The following is a 24,628-nucleotide window of genomic DNA, read 5'->3' as shown; positions in this document are numbered from 1 at the left end:
ACGTTATTCCGAAAGGCTATTTAAAGCCCGGCATATCTCGAAGCTAACGTATAACCACCGGACCACCGGATCTCTCCTTTCGCCTTGAACCCGAGGATCCCATGGCTGTGCTCCGGACTCTTCTCCCCGCGGGGGCACCCGCCCCATGACCGCCCCCGCCAAGCAGGTGCTACTCAACGCCTTCAACATGAACACCGTGGGCCACATCAACCACGGCCTCTGGACCCATCCGCGTGACACCTCCAGTCGGTACCACACCCTCAGCTACTGGACCGAGCTGGCCCAGCTGCTGGAGCGCGGCCTGTTCGATGGCCTGTTCATCGCCGACATCCTCGGCGTCTACGACGTCTATGGCGGCAACGTCGACCTGACCCTGCGCGAATCCATCCAGTTGCCGGTCAACGACCCCTTCCTGCTGGTCTCGGCCATGGCCGCTAGCACCCGGCACCTGGGTTTCGGCCTCACCGCCAACCTCACCTACGAGCCGCCCTATCCCTTCGCCCGCCGCCTCTCCACCCTGGATCACCTGAGCGAAGGTCGCGTGGGCTGGAACATCGTCACCGGCTACCTGGACAGCGCCGCCCGCGCCATGGGCCTGGACCGGCAGATCGCCCACGACCGCCGCTACGACCAGGCCGACGAATACCTGGAAGTCCTCTACAAGCTGCTCGAAGGCAGCTGGGCGGACGATGCCGTGGTCCGCGATCGCGTCCAGCGGATCTATGCTCGTCCCGAGCGGGTGCGCAAGGTCGCGCACCATGGCGAATTCTTCGACGTCGAGGGCTATCACCTCTGCGAGCCCTCGCGGCAACGCACGCCGGTGCTGTTCCAGGCCGGCTCCTCGGATCGCGGTCTGGCCTTTGCCGGGCGCCATGCCGAGTGCGTGTTCATCTCCGGGCAGGACCAGGCCGCCACCCGCGCCCAGGTCGAGCGGGTGCGGGGCGCGGCAGTGGCCGCCGGCCGCCGCGCGGATGACGTCAAGCTGTTCATGGGCCTCACGGTGATCGTCGCCCCCACAGCCGCCGAAGCCCGCGACAAGCACGCCGAATACCTGAGTCATGCCAGTCCCGAGGCCGGGGTCGCCCACCATTCGGCCTCGGTGGGCATAGATCTCGCCGCCTATGGCCTCGACGAACCCATCCGCCCGCAACGGACCGAGGCCATCGAGTCGGCGCTCAAGCGCCTGGTCGCCAAGGACGCCGGCTGGACCCGCCGCAAGCTGCTGGAGCAGCACGCCCTCGGTGGCCGCTACACCGCCCTGGTCGGCGATCCCGGGCAGGTGGCCGATGCCCTGCTCGGCTGGATCGACGAAACCGGGCTGGACGGCTTCAACCTGGCGCGCACCGTCACCCCCGAGTGCTACGGCGACTTCATCGACATGGTGATCCCGGAGTTGCAGAGCCGGGGTCGCTACAAGACCGCCTACGCCGAAGGCAGCTTCAGACACAAGCTGTTCGGCCGCGGCGACCACCTCGATACCCGCCACTTCGGCAGCCGCTTCCGCCAGGACTGACCGCTCAAGGACGCCCCATGACCCGCCTCAAACCCCTGCTCTTCGCCCTCGGCCTGTTCAGCACCGCGGCCCTGGCCGCGCCACTCAAGATCGGCACCACCGCCGCCTTCGCCCCGCCGCTGGAAGTCGCGGTGCAGGAGGCCAAGGCCGCCGGGGTGGACGTGGAGATCGTCGAATTCAGCGACTGGATCGCCCCCAACACCAGCCTCGCCAACCACGACATCGACGCCAACTACTACCAGCACATCCCCTTCCTGGAGAACGCCAAGCGCACCGCCGGCTATGACCTGGTGGCGGTGGCGCCGGGGATCATCAACAACGTCGGGCTCTATTCGAAGAAGTACCGGACCCTGGCGGAAGTACCCAAGGGCGCGCGGGTGGCCATCGCCAACGACGCCATCAACGGCGGCCGTGGCCTGTTGCTGCTGGAGAAGGCCGGCTTCATCACCCTCAAGCCCGGCGTCGGCTACCACGCCACCCTGGCGGACATCACCGGCAATCCGCGCGACATCCAGATCGTCGAACTGGAGGCCGTGCAGCTGGCCCGCTCGCTGGACGACGTCGACGTGGCCCAGGGCTATCCGCACTACTTGCGCCTGGCCAAGACCATCGACCCCAACCAGGCCCTGCTCTTCGATGGCCTCGACCACCCCGAGTACGTCATCCAATTCGTCGCGCGCCCGGACAACAGGGAGGATCCGCGCCTGGCCAAGCTGATCGACCTTTATCAGCACTCGCCCAAGGTCCGCGCCGCCCTGGACCAGGCCCATGGCACCCTCTACCAGCCGGGCTGGAAGGAGTGATCCGCGTCCGGGTCACCGAGCGAGAAGGTCAGAGCTTCTCCACGACGAAGGCACAGCGACCACGGTTGCGGCCGCCGTCGGGCAGGTCCATGAAGTCGTCGATGAGGATGCGCACGCCCTGCGCCAGCAGCAGGGCGCGCAGCTCCTCCGGCGGATGCGAGTCGTAGAAGAACGGCTGGTCGAACATGGTATCGACGAAGGAGCCCGCCGCCGAACCGCCGGCCGTCAGCATCAGGCGGCCACCCTGTGGCAACCCGCCGATCACCCGCGCCAGGAGGGTCGCGTGCCAGCGGCGCTCCAGATGGAACAGCGAATCCCACAGCAGCGCGCCCTGATAGCGTTCGGCGCAGGCGTAGGTTTCCAGCCGCGCCTCGATCCAGCGCTGCTTGGGGAACTCCCGCCGCGCATGGGCCAGCATGGCGGCCGCCTGGTCGACACCCAGCACGCGATGCCCCTGGGCGAGGATGGCGGCGGCGACCGGGGTGCCGGTGCCGCAGCCCAGATCGAGCAGGGTGGCGCCCGGTTCGAGGTTCTCCAGGAGCACCTCCAGGTAGCGACGCTCGTCGTCCCTGAGGCTGACGCGGGCCTGGCGAAAGGTGTCGGCGATGGCGTTGTAGGAGGTCTTGTTCATGGCGTCGGCTCCCTGGCTATTACCTGAGCCTAGCTGATCCAGGAAAAGGCTTCCGGCCCTGCGTCTCGCCCTGAAACTGTACCTGGCCGTTTTCGACGCCTGGCCTCAGCTCACCCGGATCGTGCTGCGCTAACGCGCCTGCGTTCCGGGTGAGCCCTGCCCTAGGCCGCCGCCTGGGCCGCGGCTTGCGCTTCGAGTTCGCGCACCAGGGGCAGCACCCGCTGGCCGAAGTACTCCACCTCTTCCTGGAAGTGCAGGAAACCGGCGAGCACCAGGTCCACGCCCTCGGCCTTGAGGGCCACGATGCGCTCGGCGACCTGCTCGGGCGTGCCGATCAGGTTCGGCTTGAAGCCGTCGTTGTACTGCACCAGATCCTCGAAGCTGGAGTCGGCCCAGTTACCCTTGCCTTCCGGGCTAGCGGCACCAGCCTGGCGCGCCGCATCGCCAAAGGCCTTGACCGCCTCGGGGTTGGCCTTGGCCACGATCTCCCGCAACACCTCGCGCGCCTCGGTCTCGGTGTCGCGCGCGATGATGAAGGCATTCACCCCGACCTTGACCTCACGCCCCTCCGCCGCGGCCTTGGCGCGCAGGTCCTGTACCTGGGCGCGAATCTCCTCGCGGGTGCCGCCGTTGGTGAAGTACCAGTCGGAGACCCGCGCCGCCATGTCCCGCGCGGCCCGCGAGCTGCCACCCTGGAAGATCTCTGGATGGGGCTGCTGCAGCGGCTTGGGTTTCAGGGTGTAGTCGCGGAAGCGATAGAAGTCGCCGGCGAAGCTGAAATTGTCCTGGGTCCAGATGCCCTTGAGGGCGCGGATGAATTCCTCGGAACGCCGATAGCGTTCGTCGTGCTCCAGCCAGGGCTCGCCGATGCCGTGGAATTCACCCTTGAACCAGCCGGACACCAGGTTGATGGCGACCCGGCCGTTGGTGAGCTGGTCGATGGTCGCCAGCTGCTTGGCCGCCAGCGCCGGATTCCAGGGGCCGGGCAGGATGGCGGCGATCACCTTGAGACGCTCGGTGGCGGCCAGCAGCGCATGGCTGAAGGCCACCGATTCATGCTGGTATTCGGCGCCGTAGCCGGCGGTGAAACGGATCTGCGTCAGGGCATAGTCGAAGCCGGCCCGCTCGGCGAGCTGGGCCAGCGTGCGGTTGTAGTCGATGCCCCAGTGGGTGCGCTGCTCGATGGTGCTGACCACCAGGCCGCCGCTGACATTGGGGACCCAATAGGCGAATTTGACGGGGTTCTGCGACATGCAAGGGCTCTCCGGGTTGGGCTCGCCGCGAGGGCGAGCGAAACAGTGACTCCGAGCCTTCAATCAAGAACCGAACCAAGTCTTTAAGTCTTTTTATATCAATGACTTACAGATATCAACCAGAGGCTTTCAGGTGTAGCGCCAAGGGCAGCTGTCCAATCGCTGTCGCCTGGGCAACAGCGCACCAAGGCGTCTGGCGCGCGGTTCTCGGCGAAAGAATGTCACCTCAGGCGGCCGTGGTGCGCAGGAATTCGCTCCAGCGCCGCACCAGATAGTTGTGCTCGTCCATCACCGAATTCCACACGCCGATATGGCTCATGCGTTCGGCGTAGGAACCGCCTTCGCGACGCTGGCCCACCTCGATCAGCGGCAGGCCGTCGCTGCCGGCGAGTTCTTCACGGGCAGGCAGGCCGCCGTACCAGAAGTCCCACTCGGCAGCGCTCAGGTGATCCCGCGCCCGCACCGGATTGGCGATGTAGAACCCCTGGCGGGCCATCACCGCCCCGGGCCAGCCGGCCAGCCACCAGTTGAGGTAGGCATAGGCGGCATCACGCACCCGCCCCTCCGCGCAGCGCGACAGCGACAGGCCGCCGAACCAGGCGCGGTAGCCCTCGCGCGGGACCGCCACCCGATAATCCACCCCCGCCCGGTGCAGCGCCATGAGCATGGGTGACCAGAGACTCTGGATATCCACCCCGGCGGCCAGGGTCAGCTCGCCGGCGCTGCGGTCGTCGGACCAGAAGGCGGCGAAATGCCGATGGCGCTGGCGCTCCACCAGCAACTCGGCCAGGCGGTCGATCTCTTCCAGGCGCAGATTGCCGATGTCGTCGAAACGCGCGAGACCGGCGGCCTGGATCGCCAGGGCGGCGTCCAGGGCGCCGATGGCGGCGTCGCTCTGCAGGGCGCTATGGCCGCACCAGCCTTCATCGATCAGCCAGGCCCAGCTCTCCTGCTGGCCCACCAGGGCGGCAGGCAGGCTTTCGGGTCGGTAGGCGAAGCTGTCGGCATTGTGGGTCAGCGGCAGCATGCTGATGCGTTCACTGGGCTGGCCGCCGAGGCTGCCGTCGTGCTGCACATAGAGGCGGTCGCACGGCCGGCAGCCGGGCGCCAGGCGATCCGTGGCATGCAGCCGGCCGCGCTTGGGCAGGTCGTTGATCTCCTCCCAGAGCGCGATGCGGCGGATGTCGATGGGCTGGATCGCCCGCGCCGGCCAGACGAAGTCGACGTTGTGGAACCACTGGTCATAGAGGTCGTAGCTGCCCGGCTCCAGCACCGCGATACGCTGGGCGGTCTGGACGTCGTGGATCTGGTAGACCAGGCGGATGCCCAGTTCCGCCTCCGCCCGCTGGCGGATGGGTTCGAGCAGGGTCACCGAGGTGCCCAGCACCCTCAGGGTCAGCGGCGTGCTCATGCGGCCCGGCCCAGGCCGCCCATGAAGGCGGCGAAGGAGCGCCTGAGCAGCGCGGTGTCCAGATCACGGACGATGAACACCAGACGCGAGCGGCGTTCGCCCGCCGGCCAGGCCGGCAGGTGCACTGGCGGATGCAGGCTGTGTTGCACGCCATGGATGACGATGGGTTGGCTGGCGTCGATCACGTCGAGGATGCCCTTGACTCGCAGGATGCGTTGCCCGTGGCATCTTAGCAGCATCGACAGCCACACCCCGAAGGCCATCCAGTCCAGCGGCCGGTCGAACTCCAGGCAGCAGACCTCGGCGCTGCCGTGGCGGCCTTCGGCAACGGCGGCGAACAGGCGCCAGCGGCCGACCTCGGCCGCCGGATCGGCGGCGCGCAGCCCTTCGCCCAGCAGCAGGTCATCGCCGCTGGCCACGGAAGCCGCCAGGGCCCGGGTGGCGGTGGGATTGAGCTGGGCCAGATGGCGGTCCAGCCGCTCCAGCACGGCGGGCGCGACCCGGTCGGCCTTGCTCAGCAACAGCCGGTCGGCCGCGGTGACCTGATTGAGCCACTCCGGATGCAGCCCTTCCTGTAGCGCGGCGTGCTCGGCGTCCACCACGGTCACCAGCAAGCCCAGGTGGAAGCGTCCGCGCAGCTGGGGATCGAGATTAAGGGTGGCCAGGATCGGCCCCGGATCAGCCAGGCCGGTGGTCTCCAGCAGGACCCGGCGAAAGGCCGGGATCTCGCCACGACTACGGCGCCCGTGCAGGGTCAGCAGCGCCGCCTTGAGATCGCCGCGCACCGAGCAGCAGACGCAGCCGCTGGGCAGCAGCACGGTGTCCGGAGCCACCTCTTCCACCAGCAGGTGGTCGATGCCGACCTCGCCGAATTCGTTGATCAGCAGCGCCGTCTCGCCCAGGGCTTCCTGGGCCAGCAGGCGCCGCAGCAGGGTGGTCTTGCCGCTGCCGAGGAAGCCGGTGATGACATTGACCGCCAAGCTCATGGCGCCGCCTCCAGCGGTGCCAGGATACGCGGATCCAGGGGGTCGAGCGGTCGCCCCAGCACCGCCTCGGCCTGGCGCCAGAGATCGTCCAGCCCCTCGGCCAGCGCCTGGCGCCCGGTCGGGCCCTGGACCAGGTAGGAGGCGCCCTGGACGTCGCTCACCGTCAGCCGGAAGGGCGCCACCACCCGGTTGATGGCGGCGACCCGACGCAGGCGCTCGCGCCGCCGGGGCAGGTCATCGCCCAGCGGATCGCTCCAGTGGAGATCCGGGCCGAGCAGGCCGCACAGTCCGCACATGGTTATCTCCTAGGGCATGACGTCGCCGGAATTGGGGCCCAGGGTCTGGCCGACGAAGAGGTTGCCGCCCGGATCGCTGGCCAGCAGCAGCGCCACCGGCGCCACCTCTTCCGCGCGACCGAAGCGGCCCAGCGGCAATTCGCGGGCCTTGGCCACCTTCCAGTCGGCGCTGATGCCATCCACCAGCGGGGTCTCGATGGGACCGGGGGCGATGGCGTTGACCAGCACGTTGTCGCGGCCCACCTCCAGCGCCAGCGACTTGGTGAAGCCGATCACCCCGGCCTTGGCCGCCGCATAGTGGCAGAGCTCGGCGCCGCCCTTGATGCCGAGCTGGGAGGCGACGTTGATGATGCGGCCCCAGCGCTGCGCCTGCATGTGCGGCAGGGCGCGCTGGCTGGCGAGAAAGACACTGGTGAGGTCGACGCGCAGCATGTCGTTCCACTGTTCCAGCGTCAGGTCGACGCAGGGTGCCTGGGTCAGCATCCCGGCGTTGTTGACCAGGATGTCGATGCCGCCGTAAGCCGCCACGCAGGCGTCCACGCCGGCGCGGGCCCCATCCGGCTGGCCCACGTCGGCGACGGTCTCCGTCACCGACGCGCCCAGGGCACGGCATTCCGCGGCCAACCGGGCCAGCCGCTCGGCGTCGCGGTCGGCCAGCACCAGGCGCGCCCCCGCAGCGGCATAGCTGCGGGCGATGGCGGCGCCGATCCCGCTGGCCGCGCCGGTCACCAGGGCGCGGCGGTCTGTCAGCTCGAACATGCTCTTCTCCTCAATCGGGCCAACGGACGGTGAGACCGCCATCGACGATAAGACTCTGGCCGGTGATGTAGCTGGCTTCGGTACTGGTCAGGAAGCGCACCAGCGCCGCCACCTCCTCGGGCCTGCCGACCCGCCCCAGGGGAATGCTGCGGGCGGCCTTGGCCAGGCCCTCCGGGCCCAGGGAGTTCTTGGCGTCCAGCGACTGGGGGGTCTCGATCAGGCCCGGGATCACCGCGTTGCAGCGGATGCCACGCGGCGCCAGTTCGACGGCCAGCGAGCGACACAGCCCCGGCACCCCGGCCTTGGCCGCGGCGTAATGGGCATGGTCCTGCCAGCCATAGACGCCGCCGGCGATGGAGGAGATGGCCACCAGGGCCCCGCCCTCCCCCAGGTGCCGCGCGGCGGCGCGAAAGGTGCGCATGACGCCGGTGAGGTCGACGTCGAGCATCTCGTGCCAGCGTGCATCGCTCATTTCCAGCAGCGGTGCGGCGCGGAGGAGGCCGGCGTTGGCCACGGCATAGTCGAGGCGACCGAAGTGAGCCAGGGCGGCATCGGCCAGGGCATCCACCGAGGCGCTGTCGCTGACGTCCAGGGGTTCGAGCAGGCACACGCCACCCGCGGCGGCGACCCGCCGCCGCGTGTCTTCGGGGTCATGGGGATCGCCGGGGTAGTAGCCGCCGACCACCCGCACGCCCTGCTGGGCATAGGCCACGGCCAGGGCCTGGCCGATGCCGCTGGCGGCACCGGTGATCAGGGCGACGGGAGAGGTATGAGCTGTCATGGGGGCTCCTGTCATTTGAGACTGGTGGGTTCGACGTGGCGGGCGGCCCACATCACCAGGCCTGAGAGAAAGCACGGCAGCGCCCCGAACCAGAGCGCGGCGCTGTACCACTGGCCACCGCTGCCGAGCACGCTGGTGATGCCGAGGCCGGCGAGGATGGCGCCGATCGGTCCCATGGCGTGGACGATGGCGCCACCGGTGGCGCGAATGCTGGTGGGAAAGCTTTCGCCCATGAAGAACAACATGGCCGAATAGGGGCCGGTGAGAAAGAACAGCCCCAGGCTGTAGAGCGCCACCACCGGTACCAGCTGGCTGGGCGCCTGCAGCATGGCGAAGAAGGCCAGGCCACCGCACATCCAGCCGAGGGCCACGGTATTGCGCCGGCCGATGCGATCGCCCAGCCAGCCATGGAACAGGTAGCCGATGAAGCCAACGGCGTTGGACAGCACCAGGATCCACAGCGAGTTCTCGAAGCTGAGCTTGTGCACGCTGACGATCACCGAGGTCCCCAGCACGCTGAACACCTGGATCGCCGACCAGTTGAGCAGGATGGCCAGGCTCAGCACCAGGGTCGGGCGCAGGGCCTGGCCCTTGAAGGCCATGGCCACGCCGGCCTTGGCGTGCTCTTCGTAGTCCACGCCGTATTCCTGGGCCAGGCTGCGGGCGTCCTGCTCCTGGCCTTCGCGGCGCAGGCGCTGGATGCGGGCATGCACCTGGAATTGCGGGCTTTCCTTGAGCTTGCGCGCCAGCACGGCGATGACGAAGGCCGGCACGGCGGCGAACACGAAGCAGCCCTGCCAGCCGATGTGCGGCAGCAGCAAGGCGGTAAGCCCGGCGGCGATCAGCGCACCGATCGGCCAGCCACTCTGCACCAGGCTGTAGATGAAGCCCCGGCGGCGGATCAGCCGCGGATCGTCGGAGGCGGCATAGACCTCGGTCAGGTAGGTGGCGTTGACCCCCTCCTCCGCATAGCCCAGGCCGGCCACCGAACGCACCAGCACCAGCGGCACCTTGCCCATGCCGGCGCACAGCGCGGTCAGCGCCGAGCATACGGCGGTGCCGCCTATGGTGACGATGATGCCGCCGCGGCGACCGATCCGGTCCACCAGCGGGCCGATGGCGAAGGCGATGATGGCCCCGCCCAGCGCCACCCAGGTGGCGAGTTCGGCCTGCTCGGCTTCGCTCCAGTTGAAGTGCCCACCCATCACCGGCAGCAGGGTGCCGAACAGGATGAAGTCGTAGACGGCGAACACCCAGGCGAAAAAGGCGATCCAGGTGGCGTAGCGGACATCACCGGAAGACAGCGGCTGCGGTTTCCAGGCAGCCGTGGCGGTTTCCGGGTGGAGCGAAGGGGCGGCAGGGAGGGTCATGATCCTGTACCTGTGGGCTGGGCGCTTAGCGCTGGCGCGGCTGGCGCCGCAGGAAGTCGTCGGCGATCTCGTCCATGGTGGCGAAGCGCACCCCGGCGTGACCCTGGATATGCTCGATCAGGCGTTCGAGCATCAGCAGCACCTGCGGCCGCCCCGAGACGTCGGGGTGGATGGTGATGGGGAACACGGCGTAGTCCATCTCGCGATAGACCCAGTCGAACTGGTCGCGCCACATCTCTTCCAGATGGCGCGGATTGACGAAGCCGTGGCTGTTGGGCGCCTTCTTGATGAACATCATCGGCGGCAGGTCGTCGAGGTACCAGTTGGCCGGGATCTCCACCAGATCGGTTTCCTGGCCGCGCACCAGCGGCTTCATCCAGATCTCGGGCTGCTGGCTGTAGTCGATCTTGGTCCAGTTGTCGCCGACCCTCACGTAGTAGGGAGAGAAGTCGTTGTGCATCAGGCTGTGGTCGTACTTGATGCCCTTCTTCAGCAGCAGCTCGTTGGTGACCCGGCTGAATTCCCACCAGGGCGCGACATAGCCGGTGGGTCGCTTGCCGGCCAGGGCGGTGATCAGCTCGATGGACCTGTCCAGCACCGCCTCCTCCTGCTCGGGGGTCATGGCGATGGGATTCTCGTGGCTGTAACCATGGATGCCGATCTCGTGGCCTGCCGCGGCCACCGCCTGCATCTGCTCGGGAAAGGTTTCCACCGAATGGCCCGGGATGAACCAGGTGGTCTTGAGACCGTAACGCTCGAACAGCTTGAGCAGCCGGGGCGACCCCACCTCGCCGGCGAACAGGCCGCGGGAGATGTCATCGGGCGAATCCTCGCCGCCGTAGGAACCGAGCCAGCCCGCCACCGCGTCGACGTCGACGCCGATGGAAACGAAGATTTCTTTGGCCATCGTTGCACTCTCCAGTACCCGGAAGAAAACCAGGTCGGTGGCGGCGCCGGGCCCCCGCCACCGCCACTTGAAATCAGGCGCCGACCAGGGCTTCCACGACCGTGGCGGCATCGAGCAGGCGTTCGTCCGCGGCGGCGGGGGCCACCAGCAACAGGCCGGTGGGCAGGTCCTGGGCATCGCGCCCACTGGGCAGCGAGACACCCGGCGCGCCGAGCAGGCTGCCGGCCATGGTCAGGCGCAGCAGCTCCAGATTGGTGGCCGCGAAGAGGTCGGCGTCGGCTGCCAGAGGGGCCAGCGGCGGCGCCACCTGGCTCACCGTCGGCACCAACAGCAGCGCCTCGGCGAATTCGGCGGCAAAGCGGGCCCGCAACAGATCGCGTTGTTCATGCAGAACCGTCAGCTGGCCATCGGGCAAGGCCCGCGCCCGCTCCAGGCGCTGACGTACCCGCGGATCCAGGCGTTCGGCCGCGGGACCGTCGAGCACGTCGCGGTGCAGGGCGAAGGCTTCCAGGGCCCCTGGCCAGCCTTCTGCGGCGAGAAATTCCAGGGCCTCGGCAAAGACCGTGCGGGCGCGGCGCTCCACGCTCACGCCGGCGCGGGCCAGCCGCTCGGCGGCGGCCAGCAGATTGGCCCGCACCGCCGGCTCCACCCGGGCGTCGTCCAGCACGCTCAGGTCCAGCACCACGCGCAGCGCCTTCGGCGCTGGCAGCGGTCGGGCGGCAGCGCCTGTCAGCAGGCGATCCAGGCACTGCACATCGCGCAGGCTGCGCGCCAGCGGACCCGGCACGTCATAGGACGCGGCCAGCGGGAAGATACCGGTCGCCGGATAGCGCCCCAGGCTGGGGCGATAACCCACCAGCCCATTGAGCGCGGCCGGCAGGCGCACCGAGCCGGCGGTGTCGGTGCCGAGGGCCAGGGGCACGATGCCGGCGGCGACGGCCACCGCCGAACCCGAGGAAGAGCCGCCCGGTATGCGCACCTCGCCCTGCGCCCGCGGATTGGCGGGCGTGCCGAAATGAGGATTCAACCCGACGCCGGAATAGGCGAACTCGCTGAGATTGACCTTGCCCAGGCTGACCAGGCCGGCCTGGCTCAGGCGCTGTACCAGGATCGCATCGGCCATGGCGGGTGGCGCCAGGCGGCGCAGCTCGGCACCGCAGGTGGTGACTTCGCCCTGCAGGTCGAAGAGGTCCTTCCAGGCCAGCGGCACGCCATCCAGCGGCGAACGCGGCTGCCCGGCCTGCCAGCGCTCGCGCGCCGCCAGGGCTTCGGCACGGCCACGCTCGGCGGTCAGGGTGATGAATACCGCCGAGGAGGCCTGGGCGCGCGCCAGCGCCGCCTCGAAGACCGCGACCGGATCGAGGGTACCGGCCGCGTAGGCCTCGCCGAGACCGACCGCATCCAGGGACGGGGCGTGGGCGGATTGCATGGCTGCTCCTTAAACGTACATTTTATAATTTGGTACGTTTAATAGAGCAGGCTTTGTGCCAGCTTGGCAAAAAGGGATGCCGCTACCTTGCAAAGCCACCGCTTAGAGGTGGCTTGAGTCTTCCCCTAAACGCTCGCCCTAAAATGTACCTATATTAAATAGATCCATTTTTGTGCAGAACCGTAACGCTTGCCCCGTTACCGTGCGTGCGCCATACCCGGCCGGTAACGCGCGAAAGGCCGCGGGCCTGTGCCACAATTCTCATCTCGTTCCCGGAAGGCCCCAGATGTCGGCAGCAGTCCCCGCCCCCCTCGATGACAGTCGTACCGCCGCGCGCTACGCGATGATCCGCAGTGCACTGCGCGAAGCCATCCTGGCCGGTCGCGCGGCGCCGGGGCTGGTGCTGGTCGAGGCGCCGCTGGCGCAGCTGTTCGGCACCAGCCGGGTTCCGGTGCGCCAGGCGCTGACGCTGTTGCAGGAGGAAGGCCTGATCCGCCGCTTCGAGGGGCGCGGCTATCTGATCGATCCGGCCGGCACCGCGGGCGAGCCGCAGCGCCAGCCGCTGACCCGCCAGTTGCTCGGGTTGGACAGCGGCGACGAACTGATCGATACGCGCTCCCTGGGCGAGCGGGTCGGTGACGAGATCGCCGCCTGTGTCAGCCACGCCCTGCTCTTCGGCCATTTCCGGCTGGACGAGCAGCAGGCGGCCGACCACCTGGGCGTCAGCCGCGCCGTGGTGCGCGAAGCCCTGATGCGCCTGCGCGATCGCGGCCTGGTGGAAAAGGAACCCTATGGCCAGTGGCTGGCCGGTCCGCTCACCGCCCAGGCCATCCGCGACGACTACGAGATCCGCGCCCTGCTGGAACCCGAGGCGCTATTGCAGACCGCGCCGGGCCTGGCGCGCAGCGAGCTGCTGGCGATGCTCGAACGCCTGGAACAGCTGGCCGCCCACCCTGCCCCCACCTCCTGGACCGCGGTGGAGCGCATCGAGGCGGATCTGCATGGGCGTTGCCTGGCCGGCCTGCGCAATCGCAAGCTGGCCCAGCTCATCGCCCACAGCCAGAGTCCGCTGAACGTGTCGCGCATCTTCCACCAGTCGCTCGGCACCCCGCTGGACGAGGCGGTGCTGGTGGAGCATCGCCTGGTGCTGGAATCCCTGCTGGTGGGCAGTCCCGATTCGGCGGCCAGCCAGTTGCGCAATCACCTCCTGCGCGGTCGTGATCGCACCCTGCAGCGCCTCAAGGTGCTCTCGGTATTGCCCGACCCGGAATTGCCGGCCTATCTTGAGCGCCTGAGCTAGCGCGCCCGCAGGTGCCGCACGTAGCGGTCGCCGATGAACTGGATGCCGCACACCAGCACCACCAGGATGGCGATCACCACGGCCATCACCTGGGTGTCGTAGCGCTGGTAGCCATAGCGGATCGCCAGGTCGCCGAGCCCCCCTGCGCCTATGGCGCCGGCCATCGCCGAGGCACCGATCATGGCCACCAGGGTCACCGTGAAGCCGCCGATGATGCCGGGCAGCGCCTCCGGCAGGAGCACATTGAAGACGATGTGCCGCCGTTCGCAGCCCAATGCCTGGGCCGCCTCGATCACGCCACCGCCAACCTCGCGCAGGCTGACCTCGGCGATGCGGGCAAAGAACGGCGTGGCGCTGAGGGTGATGGGTACCACCGCCGCCCAGACGCCGATGGTGGTCCCGGTGATCAGCCGCGTCAGCGGGATCAGGGCCACCAGCAGGATGATGAAGGGCGTGGCGCGAAAGGCGTTGATCAGGGTACCCAGCACCCGGTTGAGGGTGGGCGCGGCGAAGATGGCGCCGCGCCCGGTGGTGACCAGCACCACGGCCAGGGCGATGCCGGCGAACCAGACGATGGCCGCGGACACGCTGACCATGGTGAGGGTATCGAGAAAGGCCTTCCACAGCGCCTTCAGCATGAAGTCAGACATAGCCCAGCACCTCCGCCCGGGCGAACAACCCGGCCTGGGTCAGGAAGGTGGCCAGCCGTCGCTCCGGCGCCGCGGTCGCCACCAGCAGGCGGCCCAGGGCATGGCCCTGGATACGGTCGATACCGCCATGCAGCAGTTCGACCGGTGCCCCCAGGGCCTGGCCCAGCGCCTGGAAGTCGGGCTCCGCACCCTGACCGTCGTAGCTGAGCTCCAGCACGGCCCGGGCGCCCGGTTGCCGGGTGGCAGCGAGCCGCCTGGCCAGATCCGTCGGCAGCTGGGCCGCCAGGGGTGCCAGCAGCGCCCGGGTGGCTTCTGCCTGAGGCGCGCCGAACAGCTGCCATACCGGGCCCTGTTCGACGATGCGGCCATGCTCCAGTACCACCACCCGGTCGCAGATCTGGCGGATCACCGCCATCTCGTGGGTGATGAGTACGATGGTCAGTCCCAGACGGCGATTGATGTCCTGCAACAAGGCCAGGATCGACTGGGTGGTCTCCGGGTCCAGCGCCGAGGTGGCCTCGTCGCAGAGCAGCAGTTCGGGCTTGAGCATCAGCGCGCGAGCGATGCCCACCCGCTGCTTCTGGCCACCGGACAGCCGCGAGGGATAGACCTGCTCCTTGCCCTGCAGCCCGACCAGCTCGAGCAATTCCCGGGCCCGGGCGTCGATCTCGTCGCGACGAAAACCAGCAGCCTTGAGCGGCAGGGCCAGATTCTCCAGCACCGTCTGCGAGGCCAGCAGATTGAAATGCTGGAAGATCATGCCGATCCGCCGTCGCAGCGCCACCAGGCGGTCGCCTTTCAGGGTGCCGAGGTCGACGCCATCGACCAGTACCTGGCCGGCGCTGACGTCTTCCACGCGATTGAGGGTGCGAATCAGGCTGGACTTGCCGGCGCCACTGCGACCGATGATGCCGAAGATCTCGCCACGGGCGATGCTGAGGTCGATGTCGGCCAGCGCGGTCACCGGCAGCGCATCGCCGGTGTAGATCTTGTGCACCCCGCTCAGGCGCAGATGCTCGCGCGCGGGGGCGGCCTGAGGCTCGATGGGCGGCTGAGCCGGTGCGGTTCTGAGCAGCGCATTGCTCATCGGGCGGCCTCCTGCCGGTTCAGCCAGGCCAGGCTGTAGAGCTGCGGATTGCCATAGGCCTGGGCGATGGCCTCGCGCACCCGCGGATCGTTCTGGAACACCTGGATGAAGGTACGGATCGCCGGGTCATCGGCCTTGTCCGGCCTGGTCACGAACCTCAGGGCATAGAGATGGCCGCTGGCCTCGTCGTCGCTGAACAGCAGCGCACTGTTGGGGTCCGTGGTGCCGGCCGCGAGGATATGCGAGGGATAGCTTTGCGCCAGGGTCACGTCGTCCAGCACCCGCGCCAGTTGCGGACCGGGCAGTTCGATGAATTTCAGATGGCGGGGATTGGCGACGATGTCCTGCAGGCTGGCCTTGGGCCCGGTACCAGGCTTGAGCTGGATCAGGCCGGCACGGGCATAGAGGTACAGCCCACGACCCTGATTGACCGGATCGTCGGCCACCGCCACGGTGGCGCCATCCGGCACCTCGGCAAAGCTTTTCACGCGTTTGGAATAGAGGCCGACCTTGTTTTCCACGCCATAGGCGATGGGCACCAGGCCGTAGCCGTTCTGGGCGTTGGCATTTTCCAGGAAGGGTTGGTGCTGGAAGTAGTTGACGTCGATGTCGCCGTGGGCGAGCGCCAGATTCGGCGTGTTCCAGTCGCTGAAGGCGACGATCTCCACCGCCACGCCCTGTTCCCGCGCCACCTCGGCGGCGCGCTCCAGGGCGGCGTTCTGCGGACTGTCGTTGATGCCGAGGCGAATCTTCTGCGGCTCGGCGGCCTGGGCGGACAGCGCCAGGGTCGTGCTCGCCAGGAGCAGCCCGAGGCGCTGGAAAATCGGAGGAATAGCCATGGGAGACCTCGAGATGTCGAGGGCTCGTCCGGTGGTCCGGTGGAACCCGTAAGGGAAAAGGGATCAGCTGCCCTTCTGGTCGGGCGCGTCGACGAAGAAATAGTCCTGCCAGCTGCCGGGCTGGTTGCGGATGGCCCCGATGCGATACATGAACTCCGCCAGCTTCAGCGTGTTCTGCGGCGCCGTGTCGAAATTGACCTCGGGGCTTTCGATGATCCGCTGGATCAGTGCCGGATCGAGGCGGGAATTCTCGACCTTCACGTAGGTACGGGCGGCGGCGGCCTTGTCCTTCTCGATGATCTGCCCGGCCTCGACCAGGGCCTCACGGAAGGCCTTGTAGGTCTTGGGATTGTCCCGGCGGAATTTCTCGGTGACGAACACCAGATTGGGCGAGACGGCCCCACCGAGCACGTCATAGGAACTGAGCACCCTGTGCACCTTGCCGCTGGCCAGTTCCTGTTCCTGGAACGGCGGATTGGCGAAGTGGCTGTTGATCTCGGTACCGCCGGAGATCACCGCCGCGGTGGCATCCGGATGCGGCACCGCCACCGTCAGGGGATCCAGGCGATTCCAGTTCTTCTCGCCGAAGGCCTGGGCGGCGGCGTACTGCAGGAAGCGCGACTGCACCGAGACGTTGACCGCCGGCACGGCAATGCGGTCCTTGGCGCTGAAGTCGGCCAGGGTCTTCACCTGCGGATTGTTGGTGACCAGGTAGTTGGGAAAGGCCCCCAGGCTGGCCACGGCCTTGACGTTCTGCCGACCATGGGTGCGGTCCCAGAGCGTGAACAGCGGCCCGAGCCCGGCGGAGCCAACGTCCACCGCGCCCGACAGGACCGCCTCGTTGACGGCCGCGCCACCGGACAGCTTTATCCAGTCGACCTTGATGTCGACGCCCTCTTGCTTGCCGTGCTTCTCGATCAGTTGCTGGTCCCGCAGCACATGCAGGATCACATAGGACACGCCGAATTGTTCGGAGATGCGCAGGGTGCCCTCGGCCTGGGCGGCCTGGGGTGCGACGCCCAGCCCGGTGAGCAGGCTGACGGCGAGCCCCAGGGCCAGGGGACGACGGGTGAAAGGAAGACGTGGGGGCATCAGGGTGCGCTCATCCATGGAAGTGGCTTATAGCCTACTCAAGCTATTCAGCATTTTTGAAATAAGGATGGGTTATATGGATAGGTCCAGTGGCGGTGTGGCTTTCCCTTACCCCAGTCCTCTCAGAGGGAGAGGGTGCGCCCCGCCGTACGTAGGTTGGCGCTGAGCGAAGCGAAGCCCAACACCACTCTGCATCCCGCCCTACTCCCGCTCCGCCTGCCGCGGCGCGTCCGGCTTGCTCACCCGGAACCCCTCGGCGAAGGTCGCCCGGGCCTCCAGGCGCTGCGGTATCAGGCCGCTGCGATGATAGAAATCCGCCGCCGCCTGCTGGTCGGCCACCACCTGCTGGTCGATGGGCTCCCAGTGCAGCTGGCGGCGCGCGAATTGCAGCCGGGCCACCGCCTCGGGAAAGCCGATGATCTGCGCCAGGGTCCTGGCATAGCTGTCGAGGTGGGCATAGCCCCAGCGCTGGGCGGCGGCCAGGCGGTCGAGGTAGTCCTGCAGCGCCGCGCGCCGGGCCGGATCGGCCAGGGCCGTGTCGGTGGCGGCCAGGAAGCTGTTGCCCGCCCAGAGTCCGCGCCCATTGACCAGCACCCGGGCGCCGTCGACCTGCTCGGCCTGGGCGGTGTAGGGCTCCCAGGTCGCCCAGGCGTCCACCGAACCATTGGCCAGGGCCATCTTGGCGTCCACCGGTCCGAGGAAACGAAAGCTCACGTCCTGGGCGGTCAGCCCCACCGAGTCCAGCGCCTTGAGCGCGATGTAGTGGCCGATGGAGCCGCGCCCGGTGGCGATGCGCTTGCCCTTGAGATCGGCCGCGCTCCGCAGCGGCGAGTCGCGCGGCACGATCACCGCCGTGCCATAGGGATCGGACTTGTCCACGGCGATGGCCTTGACCGGCGCGCCGGCGGCCAGGGCGAACAGCAGCGGGCCATCGCCGATGATGCCGGCATCCACCGCGCCCGCATTGAGCGCCTCGGCCAGAGGTGCGGCCGCAGGAAATTCCGCCCACTGGATGCGATAGCCCGGCAGGTCGCGCAGGCCGTCGGCCGCTTCCAGCTGGGCGCGCATGTTGCCCTTCTGGTCGGCGATGCGCAGGGTCAGGGGCTCGGCGGCCAGGGCCGCGCTGGCGGCGAGCAGCAGCGGTAGCGCCAGCAGGGTACGGCGGATGAGGGTCATGGTTTGGCTTCCTGGGTAAAGACAGTGGCATCGGCCAGGGCGGCGACGTCGACCGGTTTGGGCAGCACCTGGAGGTCGCTGAAGAGATCGGCCACCTGCTGCACCGCGGCGACGTCCGCCGGCTGCACCGGGCGCAGGCCACGGGAGGTGCGGGTGGAAATGGCCACCGCGGCGCCTTCCGGCAGGCGCGTCAGCTCGGCGTAGACCCGGGCATAGTCCTGCGGATGGGCGACCGCCCAGGCCCGTGCCCGGGCCAGGCGCCCGGCGAAATCGGCGATGGCGGCGCGCTTGGCCGGGTCCGCCAGCGACGCCGGGGTGGCGGTGAGAAAGCCCAGGGCGGTGGTCAGCCCCTGGCCATCGCGCAGCAGCCGGGCGCCGTGCTGCTCGGCGATGCCCAGGTAGGGATCGAAGGTCGCCCAGGCGTCGATCTGCCCGGCATTGAAGGCGGCGCTGGCGTCGGTGGGCAGCACGAACTTGACCGTGACGTCCTCCCGCCTGAGCCCGGCCTCTTCGAGGGCGGCATACAGCAGATGCTGGGAGATGCTGCCCTTGGCCGAGGACACCACCACGGTGCGCCCCTTGAGATCCTTGACCGAACGGATCGGCGAATCGGCCTGCACCAACAGGCCATTGGCCTGGGGGTAGCCGACATTGGTAGCGATGAGCTTGAGCGGCACGCCGCCGGATGCGGCCATCAACACCGGCAGGTCACCGGCATAGGAGGTATCCACCGCGCCGACGCGCTGGGCCTCGAACAGCGGCGCGGCGCCCTGGAAGTTGGCCCAGCGATAAGTGTAGGGCGCGCCTTCGAGGGTGCCGGCGGCCTCCATCATGGCGCGCAGGCCGCGGGCCTGGTCGCCCAGCACCAGGGTCACCCCGGACAGATCCGGCGCCGCCTGGGCCTGTCCCAGCAGCAGCGCCAGGCCCAGCGTGGCGAGCAATAGCTTCATTGCGCGTACTCCCGGCCCTCGTGGCGCTCCAGTTGCCGCACCGCCGCGTCCCAGTGGCGGACATGGGCGCCGCGCGCCAGATTGCCGGGGATGAGGTCGCTGACCTTCTGCGCCACGGCGTCCGCGGCAATCACCAGCTCGGCGCCACCGCTCTGGGCCGCCAGTTGCGCCGCGCAGGAGCGTTCCAGGTAATAGAGGTGCCAGAAGGCCTCCTCCAGACTCGCGCCCACCGTGAGCAGGCCATGGTTGCAGAGGATCATCGCCGGGTGCGCCCCGAGGTCGGCCACCAGCCGGCTTTGCTCGTCCAGATCCAGGGCCACGCCCTCGTAGCCGTGATAGGCCAGGCGGCCGAAGAACCTCATGGCGTGCTGGGAAAGCATCAGCAGGCCGCCGCGCTGGGCGGAGACGCCGATGCCCGCAGCCGTGTGGGTGTGCAGCACCGCATGGAGTTCCGGCTGGGCACGGTGGATGGCGCTGTGGATCACGTAGCCGGCCGGGTTGATGCCGAGCCCGGTGGGGTCGAGGACGATCTCGCCATCGATGTCCACCTTCACCAGCGAAGAGGCGGTGATCTCGTCGAAGGTCTGGCCGAAGGGATTGATCAGGAAGTGCGCCTCCGGGCCCGGCACCCGCAGTGAAAAGTGGGTGTAGATATGGTCGGTCCAGCGTTCGCGGGCGGCCAGGCGATAGGCGGCGGCGAGCTTGACCCGCGCCTCCCATTCGGCGGCGGACACCTGGGCGCGGACGCTGGCGAGGGCGTTGAGAAAGGCGGTCATGCAGCGGCTCCGAAAGCAGAAGAGGCGCCAGGGCGACGGGCGTTGCCCCGGTCTGCTTAGAACCTAACGTTGTGAGCCGCTGAGACGGAAATATCGATTGCGCATAACCTAATATGCGTTAAACGGATAAACAAAATAGATAATTATTAGAATACTGGTTTTCAGCACAGAACCAATCGATCTAAGACCCTGGGCCTCGTCCTTGCTTTAATGGCCGTCATCGCCCACCCGCCTGACCCGTGGAGCCCGCCATGCCCCTTAGGCTCGACCGCCTGCGCCTGTTCCTGCATGACCTCGCCACCCTGGTCGACGAACACCCTGCCGAACCTCAGCTGCTGCAGCGCGGTGCCGCCCTGCTCGGCGAGCTGGTGCGCCATGACGACTGGCTGCCCGAGGACTGCGCCCTGCCCCGCCCCGAGCGCTACAGCCAGTACCTGCTGCATGCCGATGCCCGCCAGCGCTTCTCGGTGGTGAGTTTCGTCTGGGGTCCGGGCCAGGCCACGCCGGTGCATGACCACCGCACCTGGGGCCTGATCGGCATGCTGCGCGGCGCCGAGATCGCCCAGGGCTTCGCCCACGATCCCGCTGGCCGCCTGCTGCCGGAAGGCGCGCCCGTGCGCCTGGAGCCGGGCCAGGTGGAAGCGGTCTCGCTGCGGGTGGGCGACATCCACCAGGTCAGCAACGCCTATGCCGACCGCACCTCCATCAGCATCCATGTCTATGGCGGCAACATCGGCGCCGTGCGCCGCGCCGTCTATGCCGCGGATGGCCAGGAAAAGCCCTTCATCTCCGGCTACACCAATCGCCAGCTGCCCAACCTGTGGGACCTGTCCCAGGAGACCGCCACACCATGACCGCCATCCGCACCGCCGAGGACATCCGCCAGGCCCTGCTCGCCGGCACCGAGGTCGCCCTGCTCGACGTTCGCGAGGAAGACCCCTTTGCTGCCGGCCATCCGCTGTGGGCCGCCAATCTGCCGCTGTCGCGCCTTGAACTGGAGGCCTGGTCGCGATTGCCGCGGCGTGACGTGGCCATCACCCTCTATGACGCGGGCGAGGGCCTGGCGGAACGCGCGGCCGAACGCCTGCACGCCCTGGGCTACACCGACGTGGCCCTGCTCGAAGGGGGCCTGGCAGGCTGGCGCGCCAGCGGCGGCGAACTCTTCATCGACGTCAACGTGCCGAGCAAGGCCTTTGGCGAACTGGTGGAAGCCCGCCGCCATACCCCCTCGCTGCCCGCCGAGGAGGTCCGGGCGCTGCTGGATCAGGACGCCGACCTGGTGATCCTCGACGCCCGCCGCTTCGAGGAATACCAGACCATGAGCATTCCCGGCGGGGTCAGCGTGCCGGGTGCCGAACTGGTGCTGCGGGTGGCCGAGCTGGCCCCCGATTCGCGCACCCGGGTCATCGTCAACTGCGCCGGGCGCACGCGCAGCCTGATCGGCGCCCAGTCGCTGATCAACGCCGGCATTCCCAATCCGGTGGCGGCCCTGCGCAACGGCACCATCGGCTGGACCCTGGCCGGCCAGACCCTCGAGCACGGTCAGCGCCGCCGCTTCGGCGAGGTGACAAGCGAAACCCGGGCGACCGCCGCCGCCCGCGCCCGCCAGGTCGCCGATCGCGCCGGCGTCGCCCGCCTGCCCTTCAGCGAACTGGAGGCCTGGCGCAGCGACGCCCGGCGCACGAACTACCTGATCGATGTCCGCACCCCCGAGGAATTCGCCGCCGGTCACCTGCCCGGCGCCCGCTCGACACCGGGTGGCCAGCTGGTGCAGGAAACCGATCACAGCGCCCCGGTGCGCGGTGCCCGCCTGGCCCTAGTGGACGACGACGGCGTGCGCGCCAACATGAGTGCCTCCTGGCTGGCGCAGATGGGCTGGGCGGTGGCGGTGGTCGACGACATCCCGGCCGGTGCCCTGAGCGCCACCGGTCCCTGGCAGGCACCGGCGCCCACACCGGGGCCGGTGGAGCGCATCTCGGTGACGCGGCTGCAGGAATGGCTGGCCGAGCCGGGCACCCTGGTGGTGGATGTCACCGCCAGCGCCAACTATGTCCAGAGGCACATTCCGGGCGCCGCCTGGGTGCTGCGCGCCGATCTGCCGGCAGCGCTGCCACCGGCGGAGCGCTATGTCTTCACCTGTGGCAGTGGCCAACTGGCCGCCTTCGCCGCCCTCGATGTCCAGGCCATCACCGACCGGCCGGTCCTGCTGCTGGAGGGCGGTACCGCGGCCTGGCTGGCTGCGGGTCTGCCGGTGGAAGGTGGCGAGACGCGGCTGCTGTCGACCCGGCGCGATCGCTACCGACGCCCCTACGAGGGCACCGACGCCCCGCGCGAGGCCATGCAGGCTTACCTGGACTGGGAGTTCGGCCTGGTCGAGCAGTTGCGGCGGGATGGCACCAGCGGCTTCCGGGTCATCTAGCCGCTGGTCCGCACGAAGGCCGCCACCCAGGCCGCCGTCTCCACCAGCGCCTGGGAATGGCTCAGGCCGCTGCGCTTGAGCGGCTTGAGATCATGGTCCGCGGTGGCGATCCACTGCATCTCGATGCTGGGCGCCAGAGCATAACCCGCCACCTCTTCCTGCGTGCCCAGGGCATCCCGCTCGCCCTGGACGATCAGCGTCGGCGTAGCCAGGGTCGCCAGGTGCTCGGTGCGCAGCCGTTCGGGCTTGCCCGCCGGGTGGAAGGGATAGCCCAGGCAGATGAGGCCCGCCGCGCCCAGTTCATCGGCCAGCAGACTGGCCATTCGCCCGCCCATGGACTTGCCCGCCAGCCACAGCGGTCCGCTTTCTGCCGCGCGCCAGGTCGCGACCATGGCCCGCCAGTGGTCCAGCAGGACCGGGGCCGGATTCGGCGGGCGCCGTTTGCCCTCGGCGCGCGCGCGCGTCATATAGGGAAAGTCGAATCTCAGGGTACGGATCTCACGCCGGGCCAGTTCCTCGGCCAGTTGCTGCAGGAAGGGGCTGTCCATTCCCGCGCCCGCACCGTGGGCCAGCAACAGGGTCGCCAAGGGCTCACCCGCGGGTCGGCATTCGCGGAAGCGGTCGAGGTACAACTCGTCTGCCATGGGCCACTCCTCGTCCAAACGCTAGAGCTTAACCCGGCCTTTATTGATCTGGATCAATAAAGGCCGGGGCCTGCCCCTCACACTGGACACCTCGAAACCACTGGAGCCCGGCATGACAGCCGCCCTCGCCTGGGACGCCGACCTCATCGCCCGCTACGATCGCGCCGGCCCCCGCTACACCTCCTACCCCACCGCCGTGCAATTCCACGACGGCATCGGTCCCTTCGACCTGCTCGGCGCCCTGCGCCTGAGTCGCCAGGCCGGACGGCCGCTGTCGCTCTACCTGCACGTGCCCTTCTGCGCCAACATCTGCTACTACTGCGCCTGCAACAAGGTCATCACCAAGGACCGCAGCCGCAGCGCCGCCTACCTCGACGCCCTGCGCCAGGAGATGATCCTCACCAGCCGGCACCTGGATGGGGGGCAGCGGGTGGAACAACTGCACCTCGGCGGCGGCACCCCGACCTTTCTCAATCCCGTGCAGCTGCGCGCGCTGATGGCCGATCTGCGCCGTCACTTCACCCTGGCCGACGACGACCGCGGCGACTACTCCATCGAGATCGATCCGCGCGAGGCCGACTGGAGCACCATGGGCCTGTTGCGCGAGCTGGGCTTCAACCGCGTCAGCTTCGGCGTCCAGGACCTGGACCTGCAGGTGCAGCTGGCGATCAATCGCCTGCAGCCCTTCGACGACACCCGCACCCTGGTGGAGGCCGCTCGCGCCCTCGACTATCGCTCCATCAACCTGGACCTCATCTACGGCCTGCCGCGGCAGACCCCGGCCAGCTTCGCCCACACCGTGGAGCGGGTGCTGGAATTGCAGCCGCATCGGCTGTCGGTGTTCAACTACGCCCATCTGCCGCAACGCTTTCCGCCGCAGCGGCGCATCGAAACCAGCGAACTGCCGGACCCGGCGGCCAAGCTGGAGATGCTGCAGCGCACCGTGGAACAGCTGCTGGCCGCCGGCTATCGCTACATCGGCGTGGATCACTTCGCCCTGCCCGACGACGACCTGGCCATCGCCCAGGAGGACGGCACCCTGCAGCGCAACTTCCAGGGCTACACCACCCATGGTCACTGCGACCTGCTGGGCCTGGGCGTCTCCGCCATCAGCCAGGTGGGCGATGTCCTCTGCCAGAATACGCCCGACCTCGCCCGCTACCAGGAACGCCTGGGCCAGGGCGACCTGGCGGTGGTCCGCGGCGTGCGACGCTCGCGGGACGACCGCATCCGCGGCGCGGTGATCGGCCAGCTGATCTGTCATTTCCAGCTGGATTTCGCCGCCATCGAGCGCAGCTGCGAACTGGATTTCCGCCAGTACTTCGCCGATGCCTGGCCGCACCTTGAGGCCATGGCCGCCGACGGCCTGCTCCGTCTCGATGCGCGCGGCCTGCAGGTGCTGGCGCCGGGCCGCCTGCTGATCCGTGCCCTGTGCATGCTGTTCGACCGCTATCTGGCCGGCCAGGACAATCAGCGCTTTTCCCGGGTGATATGACCCATGCCTGCCACGACTGCTAAAGTTAGACTTTTGGAACCAGACGAGAAGCGATCTTCCC

The 24,628-nt window shown here is 68.5% G+C and carries 24 protein-coding genes; 6 read left to right on the top strand and 18 right to left on the bottom strand.

All coding sequences use genetic code 11. The features are described 5' to 3' along the window. Nucleotides 1-145: 145 nt before the first annotated feature. Nucleotides 146-1,513, top strand: a complete 1,368-nt coding sequence (locus QE393_RS06825; RefSeq protein WP_273807004.1) for an LLM class flavin-dependent oxidoreductase — start codon at nt 146-148, stop codon at nt 1,511-1,513. 17 nt (nt 1,514-1,530) lie between these two features. Further along, nucleotides 1,531-2,316, top strand: a complete 786-nt coding sequence (locus tag QE393_RS06820; RefSeq protein WP_273807003.1) for a MetQ/NlpA family ABC transporter substrate-binding protein — start codon at nt 1,531-1,533, stop codon at nt 2,314-2,316. 28 nt (nt 2,317-2,344) lie between these two features. Here QE393_RS06820 and QE393_RS06815 read toward each other — a convergent pair whose 3' ends face one another. From QE393_RS06815 to QE393_RS06770, 10 genes are all read right to left on the bottom strand, one after another. Beyond that, a complete protein-coding gene (locus QE393_RS06815) occupies nt 2,345-2,947 on the bottom strand; it encodes a trans-aconitate 2-methyltransferase (RefSeq protein WP_273807002.1) in 603 nt (200 codons plus the stop codon). Between the two features lie 161 nt (nt 2,948-3,108). Continuing rightward, nucleotides 3,109-4,200, bottom strand: coding sequence for a dimethylsulfone monooxygenase SfnG (sfnG, locus tag QE393_RS06810; RefSeq protein ID WP_273807001.1), 1,092 nt, complete (start codon nt 4,198-4,200; stop codon nt 3,109-3,111). Between the two features lie 226 nt (nt 4,201-4,426). Beyond that, on the bottom strand, nt 4,427-5,611 hold the full coding sequence (locus tag QE393_RS06805) for a PotD/PotF family extracellular solute-binding protein (RefSeq protein ID WP_273807000.1): 1,185 nt from the start codon (nt 5,609-5,611) through the stop codon (nt 4,427-4,429). Further along, nucleotides 5,608-6,597: a GTP-binding protein gene (locus QE393_RS06800; protein WP_273806999.1), complete on the bottom strand. Its 990-nt coding sequence runs from the start codon at nt 6,595-6,597 to the stop codon at nt 5,608-5,610. The genes QE393_RS06805 and QE393_RS06800 overlap by 4 nt, the downstream gene beginning before the upstream one ends. Continuing rightward, nucleotides 6,594-6,893 (bottom strand): hypothetical protein, encoded by a 300-nt coding sequence (locus QE393_RS06795; RefSeq protein ID WP_273806998.1) that lies wholly within the window; start codon nt 6,891-6,893, stop codon nt 6,594-6,596. The genes QE393_RS06800 and QE393_RS06795 overlap by 4 nt, the downstream gene beginning before the upstream one ends. 9 nt (nt 6,894-6,902) lie before the next feature. Further along, nucleotides 6,903-7,652 (bottom strand): SDR family NAD(P)-dependent oxidoreductase, encoded by a 750-nt coding sequence (locus QE393_RS06790; RefSeq protein ID WP_273806997.1) that lies wholly within the window; start codon nt 7,650-7,652, stop codon nt 6,903-6,905. A gap of 10 nt (nt 7,653-7,662) precedes the next feature. Next, nucleotides 7,663-8,433: an SDR family NAD(P)-dependent oxidoreductase gene (locus QE393_RS06785; protein ID WP_273806996.1), complete on the bottom strand. Its 771-nt coding sequence runs from the start codon at nt 8,431-8,433 to the stop codon at nt 7,663-7,665. Nucleotides 8,434-8,444: 11 nt separating this feature from the next. Further along, on the bottom strand, nt 8,445-9,803 hold the full coding sequence (locus tag QE393_RS06780) for an MFS transporter (protein ID WP_310042680.1): 1,359 nt from the start codon (nt 9,801-9,803) through the stop codon (nt 8,445-8,447). 25 nt (nt 9,804-9,828) lie between these two features. Beyond that, the gene (locus tag QE393_RS06775) at nt 9,829-10,710 is read right to left on the bottom strand and encodes a polysaccharide deacetylase (protein WP_310042678.1); all 882 of its coding nucleotides are present in this window, start codon (nt 10,708-10,710) and stop codon (nt 9,829-9,831) included. 73 nt (nt 10,711-10,783) lie between these two features. Beyond that, nucleotides 10,784-12,139 (bottom strand): amidase, encoded by a 1,356-nt coding sequence (locus QE393_RS06770; protein WP_310042676.1) that lies wholly within the window; start codon nt 12,137-12,139, stop codon nt 10,784-10,786. A gap of 286 nt (nt 12,140-12,425) precedes the next feature. Between QE393_RS06770 and QE393_RS06765 the strand changes: the two genes are divergently transcribed. Further along, nucleotides 12,426-13,439 carry a GntR family transcriptional regulator gene (locus tag QE393_RS06765; RefSeq protein WP_273806993.1) on the top strand — a complete coding sequence of 338 codons (1,014 nt, stop codon included), beginning with the start codon at nt 12,426-12,428 and terminating at the stop codon, nt 13,437-13,439. Here the strand turns inward: QE393_RS06765 and QE393_RS06760 are convergent. From QE393_RS06760 to QE393_RS06730, 7 genes are all read right to left on the bottom strand, one after another. Further along, nucleotides 13,436-14,089 carry a methionine ABC transporter permease gene (locus tag QE393_RS06760; protein ID WP_044342295.1) on the bottom strand — a complete coding sequence of 218 codons (654 nt, stop codon included), beginning with the start codon at nt 14,087-14,089 and terminating at the stop codon, nt 13,436-13,438. The two genes, QE393_RS06765 and QE393_RS06760, sit on opposite strands and share 4 nt — an antisense overlap. Beyond that, nucleotides 14,082-15,176: a methionine ABC transporter ATP-binding protein gene (locus QE393_RS06755; protein WP_273806992.1), complete on the bottom strand. Its 1,095-nt coding sequence runs from the start codon at nt 15,174-15,176 to the stop codon at nt 14,082-14,084. Before QE393_RS06755 ends, QE393_RS06760 begins: the two co-directional genes overlap by 8 nt. Next, nucleotides 15,173-16,015: a MetQ/NlpA family ABC transporter substrate-binding protein gene (locus tag QE393_RS06750; RefSeq protein WP_273806991.1), complete on the bottom strand. Its 843-nt coding sequence runs from the start codon at nt 16,013-16,015 to the stop codon at nt 15,173-15,175. Before QE393_RS06750 ends, QE393_RS06755 begins: the two co-directional genes overlap by 4 nt. Nucleotides 16,016-16,078: 63 nt before the next feature. Next, nucleotides 16,079-17,107 (bottom strand): ABC transporter substrate-binding protein, encoded by a 1,029-nt coding sequence (locus tag QE393_RS06745; RefSeq protein WP_310042674.1) that lies wholly within the window; start codon nt 17,105-17,107, stop codon nt 16,079-16,081. Nucleotides 17,108-17,308: 201 nt separating this feature from the next. Further along, nucleotides 17,309-18,274, bottom strand: a complete 966-nt coding sequence (locus tag QE393_RS06740; protein ID WP_273807133.1) for an ABC transporter substrate-binding protein — start codon at nt 18,272-18,274, stop codon at nt 17,309-17,311. A 5-nt stretch (nt 18,275-18,279) separates the two neighbouring features. Beyond that, nucleotides 18,280-19,233 (bottom strand): ABC transporter substrate-binding protein, encoded by a 954-nt coding sequence (locus QE393_RS06735; protein ID WP_273806989.1) that lies wholly within the window; start codon nt 19,231-19,233, stop codon nt 18,280-18,282. Next, nucleotides 19,230-20,009: a class II aldolase/adducin family protein gene (locus QE393_RS06730; protein ID WP_273806988.1), complete on the bottom strand. Its 780-nt coding sequence runs from the start codon at nt 20,007-20,009 to the stop codon at nt 19,230-19,232. The genes QE393_RS06735 and QE393_RS06730 overlap by 4 nt, the downstream gene beginning before the upstream one ends. Nucleotides 20,010-20,260: 251 nt before the next feature. Between QE393_RS06730 and QE393_RS06725 the strand changes: the two genes are divergently transcribed. Both QE393_RS06725 and QE393_RS06720 read left to right on the top strand, forming a co-directional pair. Beyond that, the gene (locus tag QE393_RS06725) at nt 20,261-20,863 is read left to right on the top strand and encodes a cysteine dioxygenase (RefSeq protein ID WP_273806987.1); all 603 of its coding nucleotides are present in this window, start codon (nt 20,261-20,263) and stop codon (nt 20,861-20,863) included. Next, a complete protein-coding gene (locus tag QE393_RS06720) occupies nt 20,860-22,428 on the top strand; it encodes a rhodanese-related sulfurtransferase (protein WP_310042671.1) in 1,569 nt (522 codons plus the stop codon). The genes QE393_RS06725 and QE393_RS06720 overlap by 4 nt, the downstream gene beginning before the upstream one ends. Here QE393_RS06720 and QE393_RS06715 read toward each other — a convergent pair. Continuing rightward, a complete protein-coding gene (locus QE393_RS06715; protein WP_273806985.1) occupies nt 22,425-23,072 on the bottom strand; it encodes an alpha/beta family hydrolase in 648 nt (215 codons plus the stop codon). The two genes, QE393_RS06720 and QE393_RS06715, sit on opposite strands and share 4 nt — an antisense overlap. A 112-nt stretch (nt 23,073-23,184) precedes the next feature. Between QE393_RS06715 and hemN the strand changes: the two genes are divergently transcribed. Then, nucleotides 23,185-24,567 carry an oxygen-independent coproporphyrinogen III oxidase gene (gene hemN, locus QE393_RS06710; RefSeq protein ID WP_273806984.1) on the top strand — a complete coding sequence of 461 codons (1,383 nt, stop codon included), beginning with the start codon at nt 23,185-23,187 and terminating at the stop codon, nt 24,565-24,567. Nucleotides 24,568-24,628: the final 61 nt, after the last annotated feature.

The organism is Pseudomonas sp. SORGH_AS_0211 (assembly GCF_031453455.1).
In the GTDB taxonomy this organism is placed as follows: Bacteria; Pseudomonadota; Gammaproteobacteria; order Pseudomonadales; family Pseudomonadaceae; genus Chryseomonas; species Chryseomonas aestiva.
This window is presented reverse-complemented; position numbering and strand designations above follow the sequence as displayed.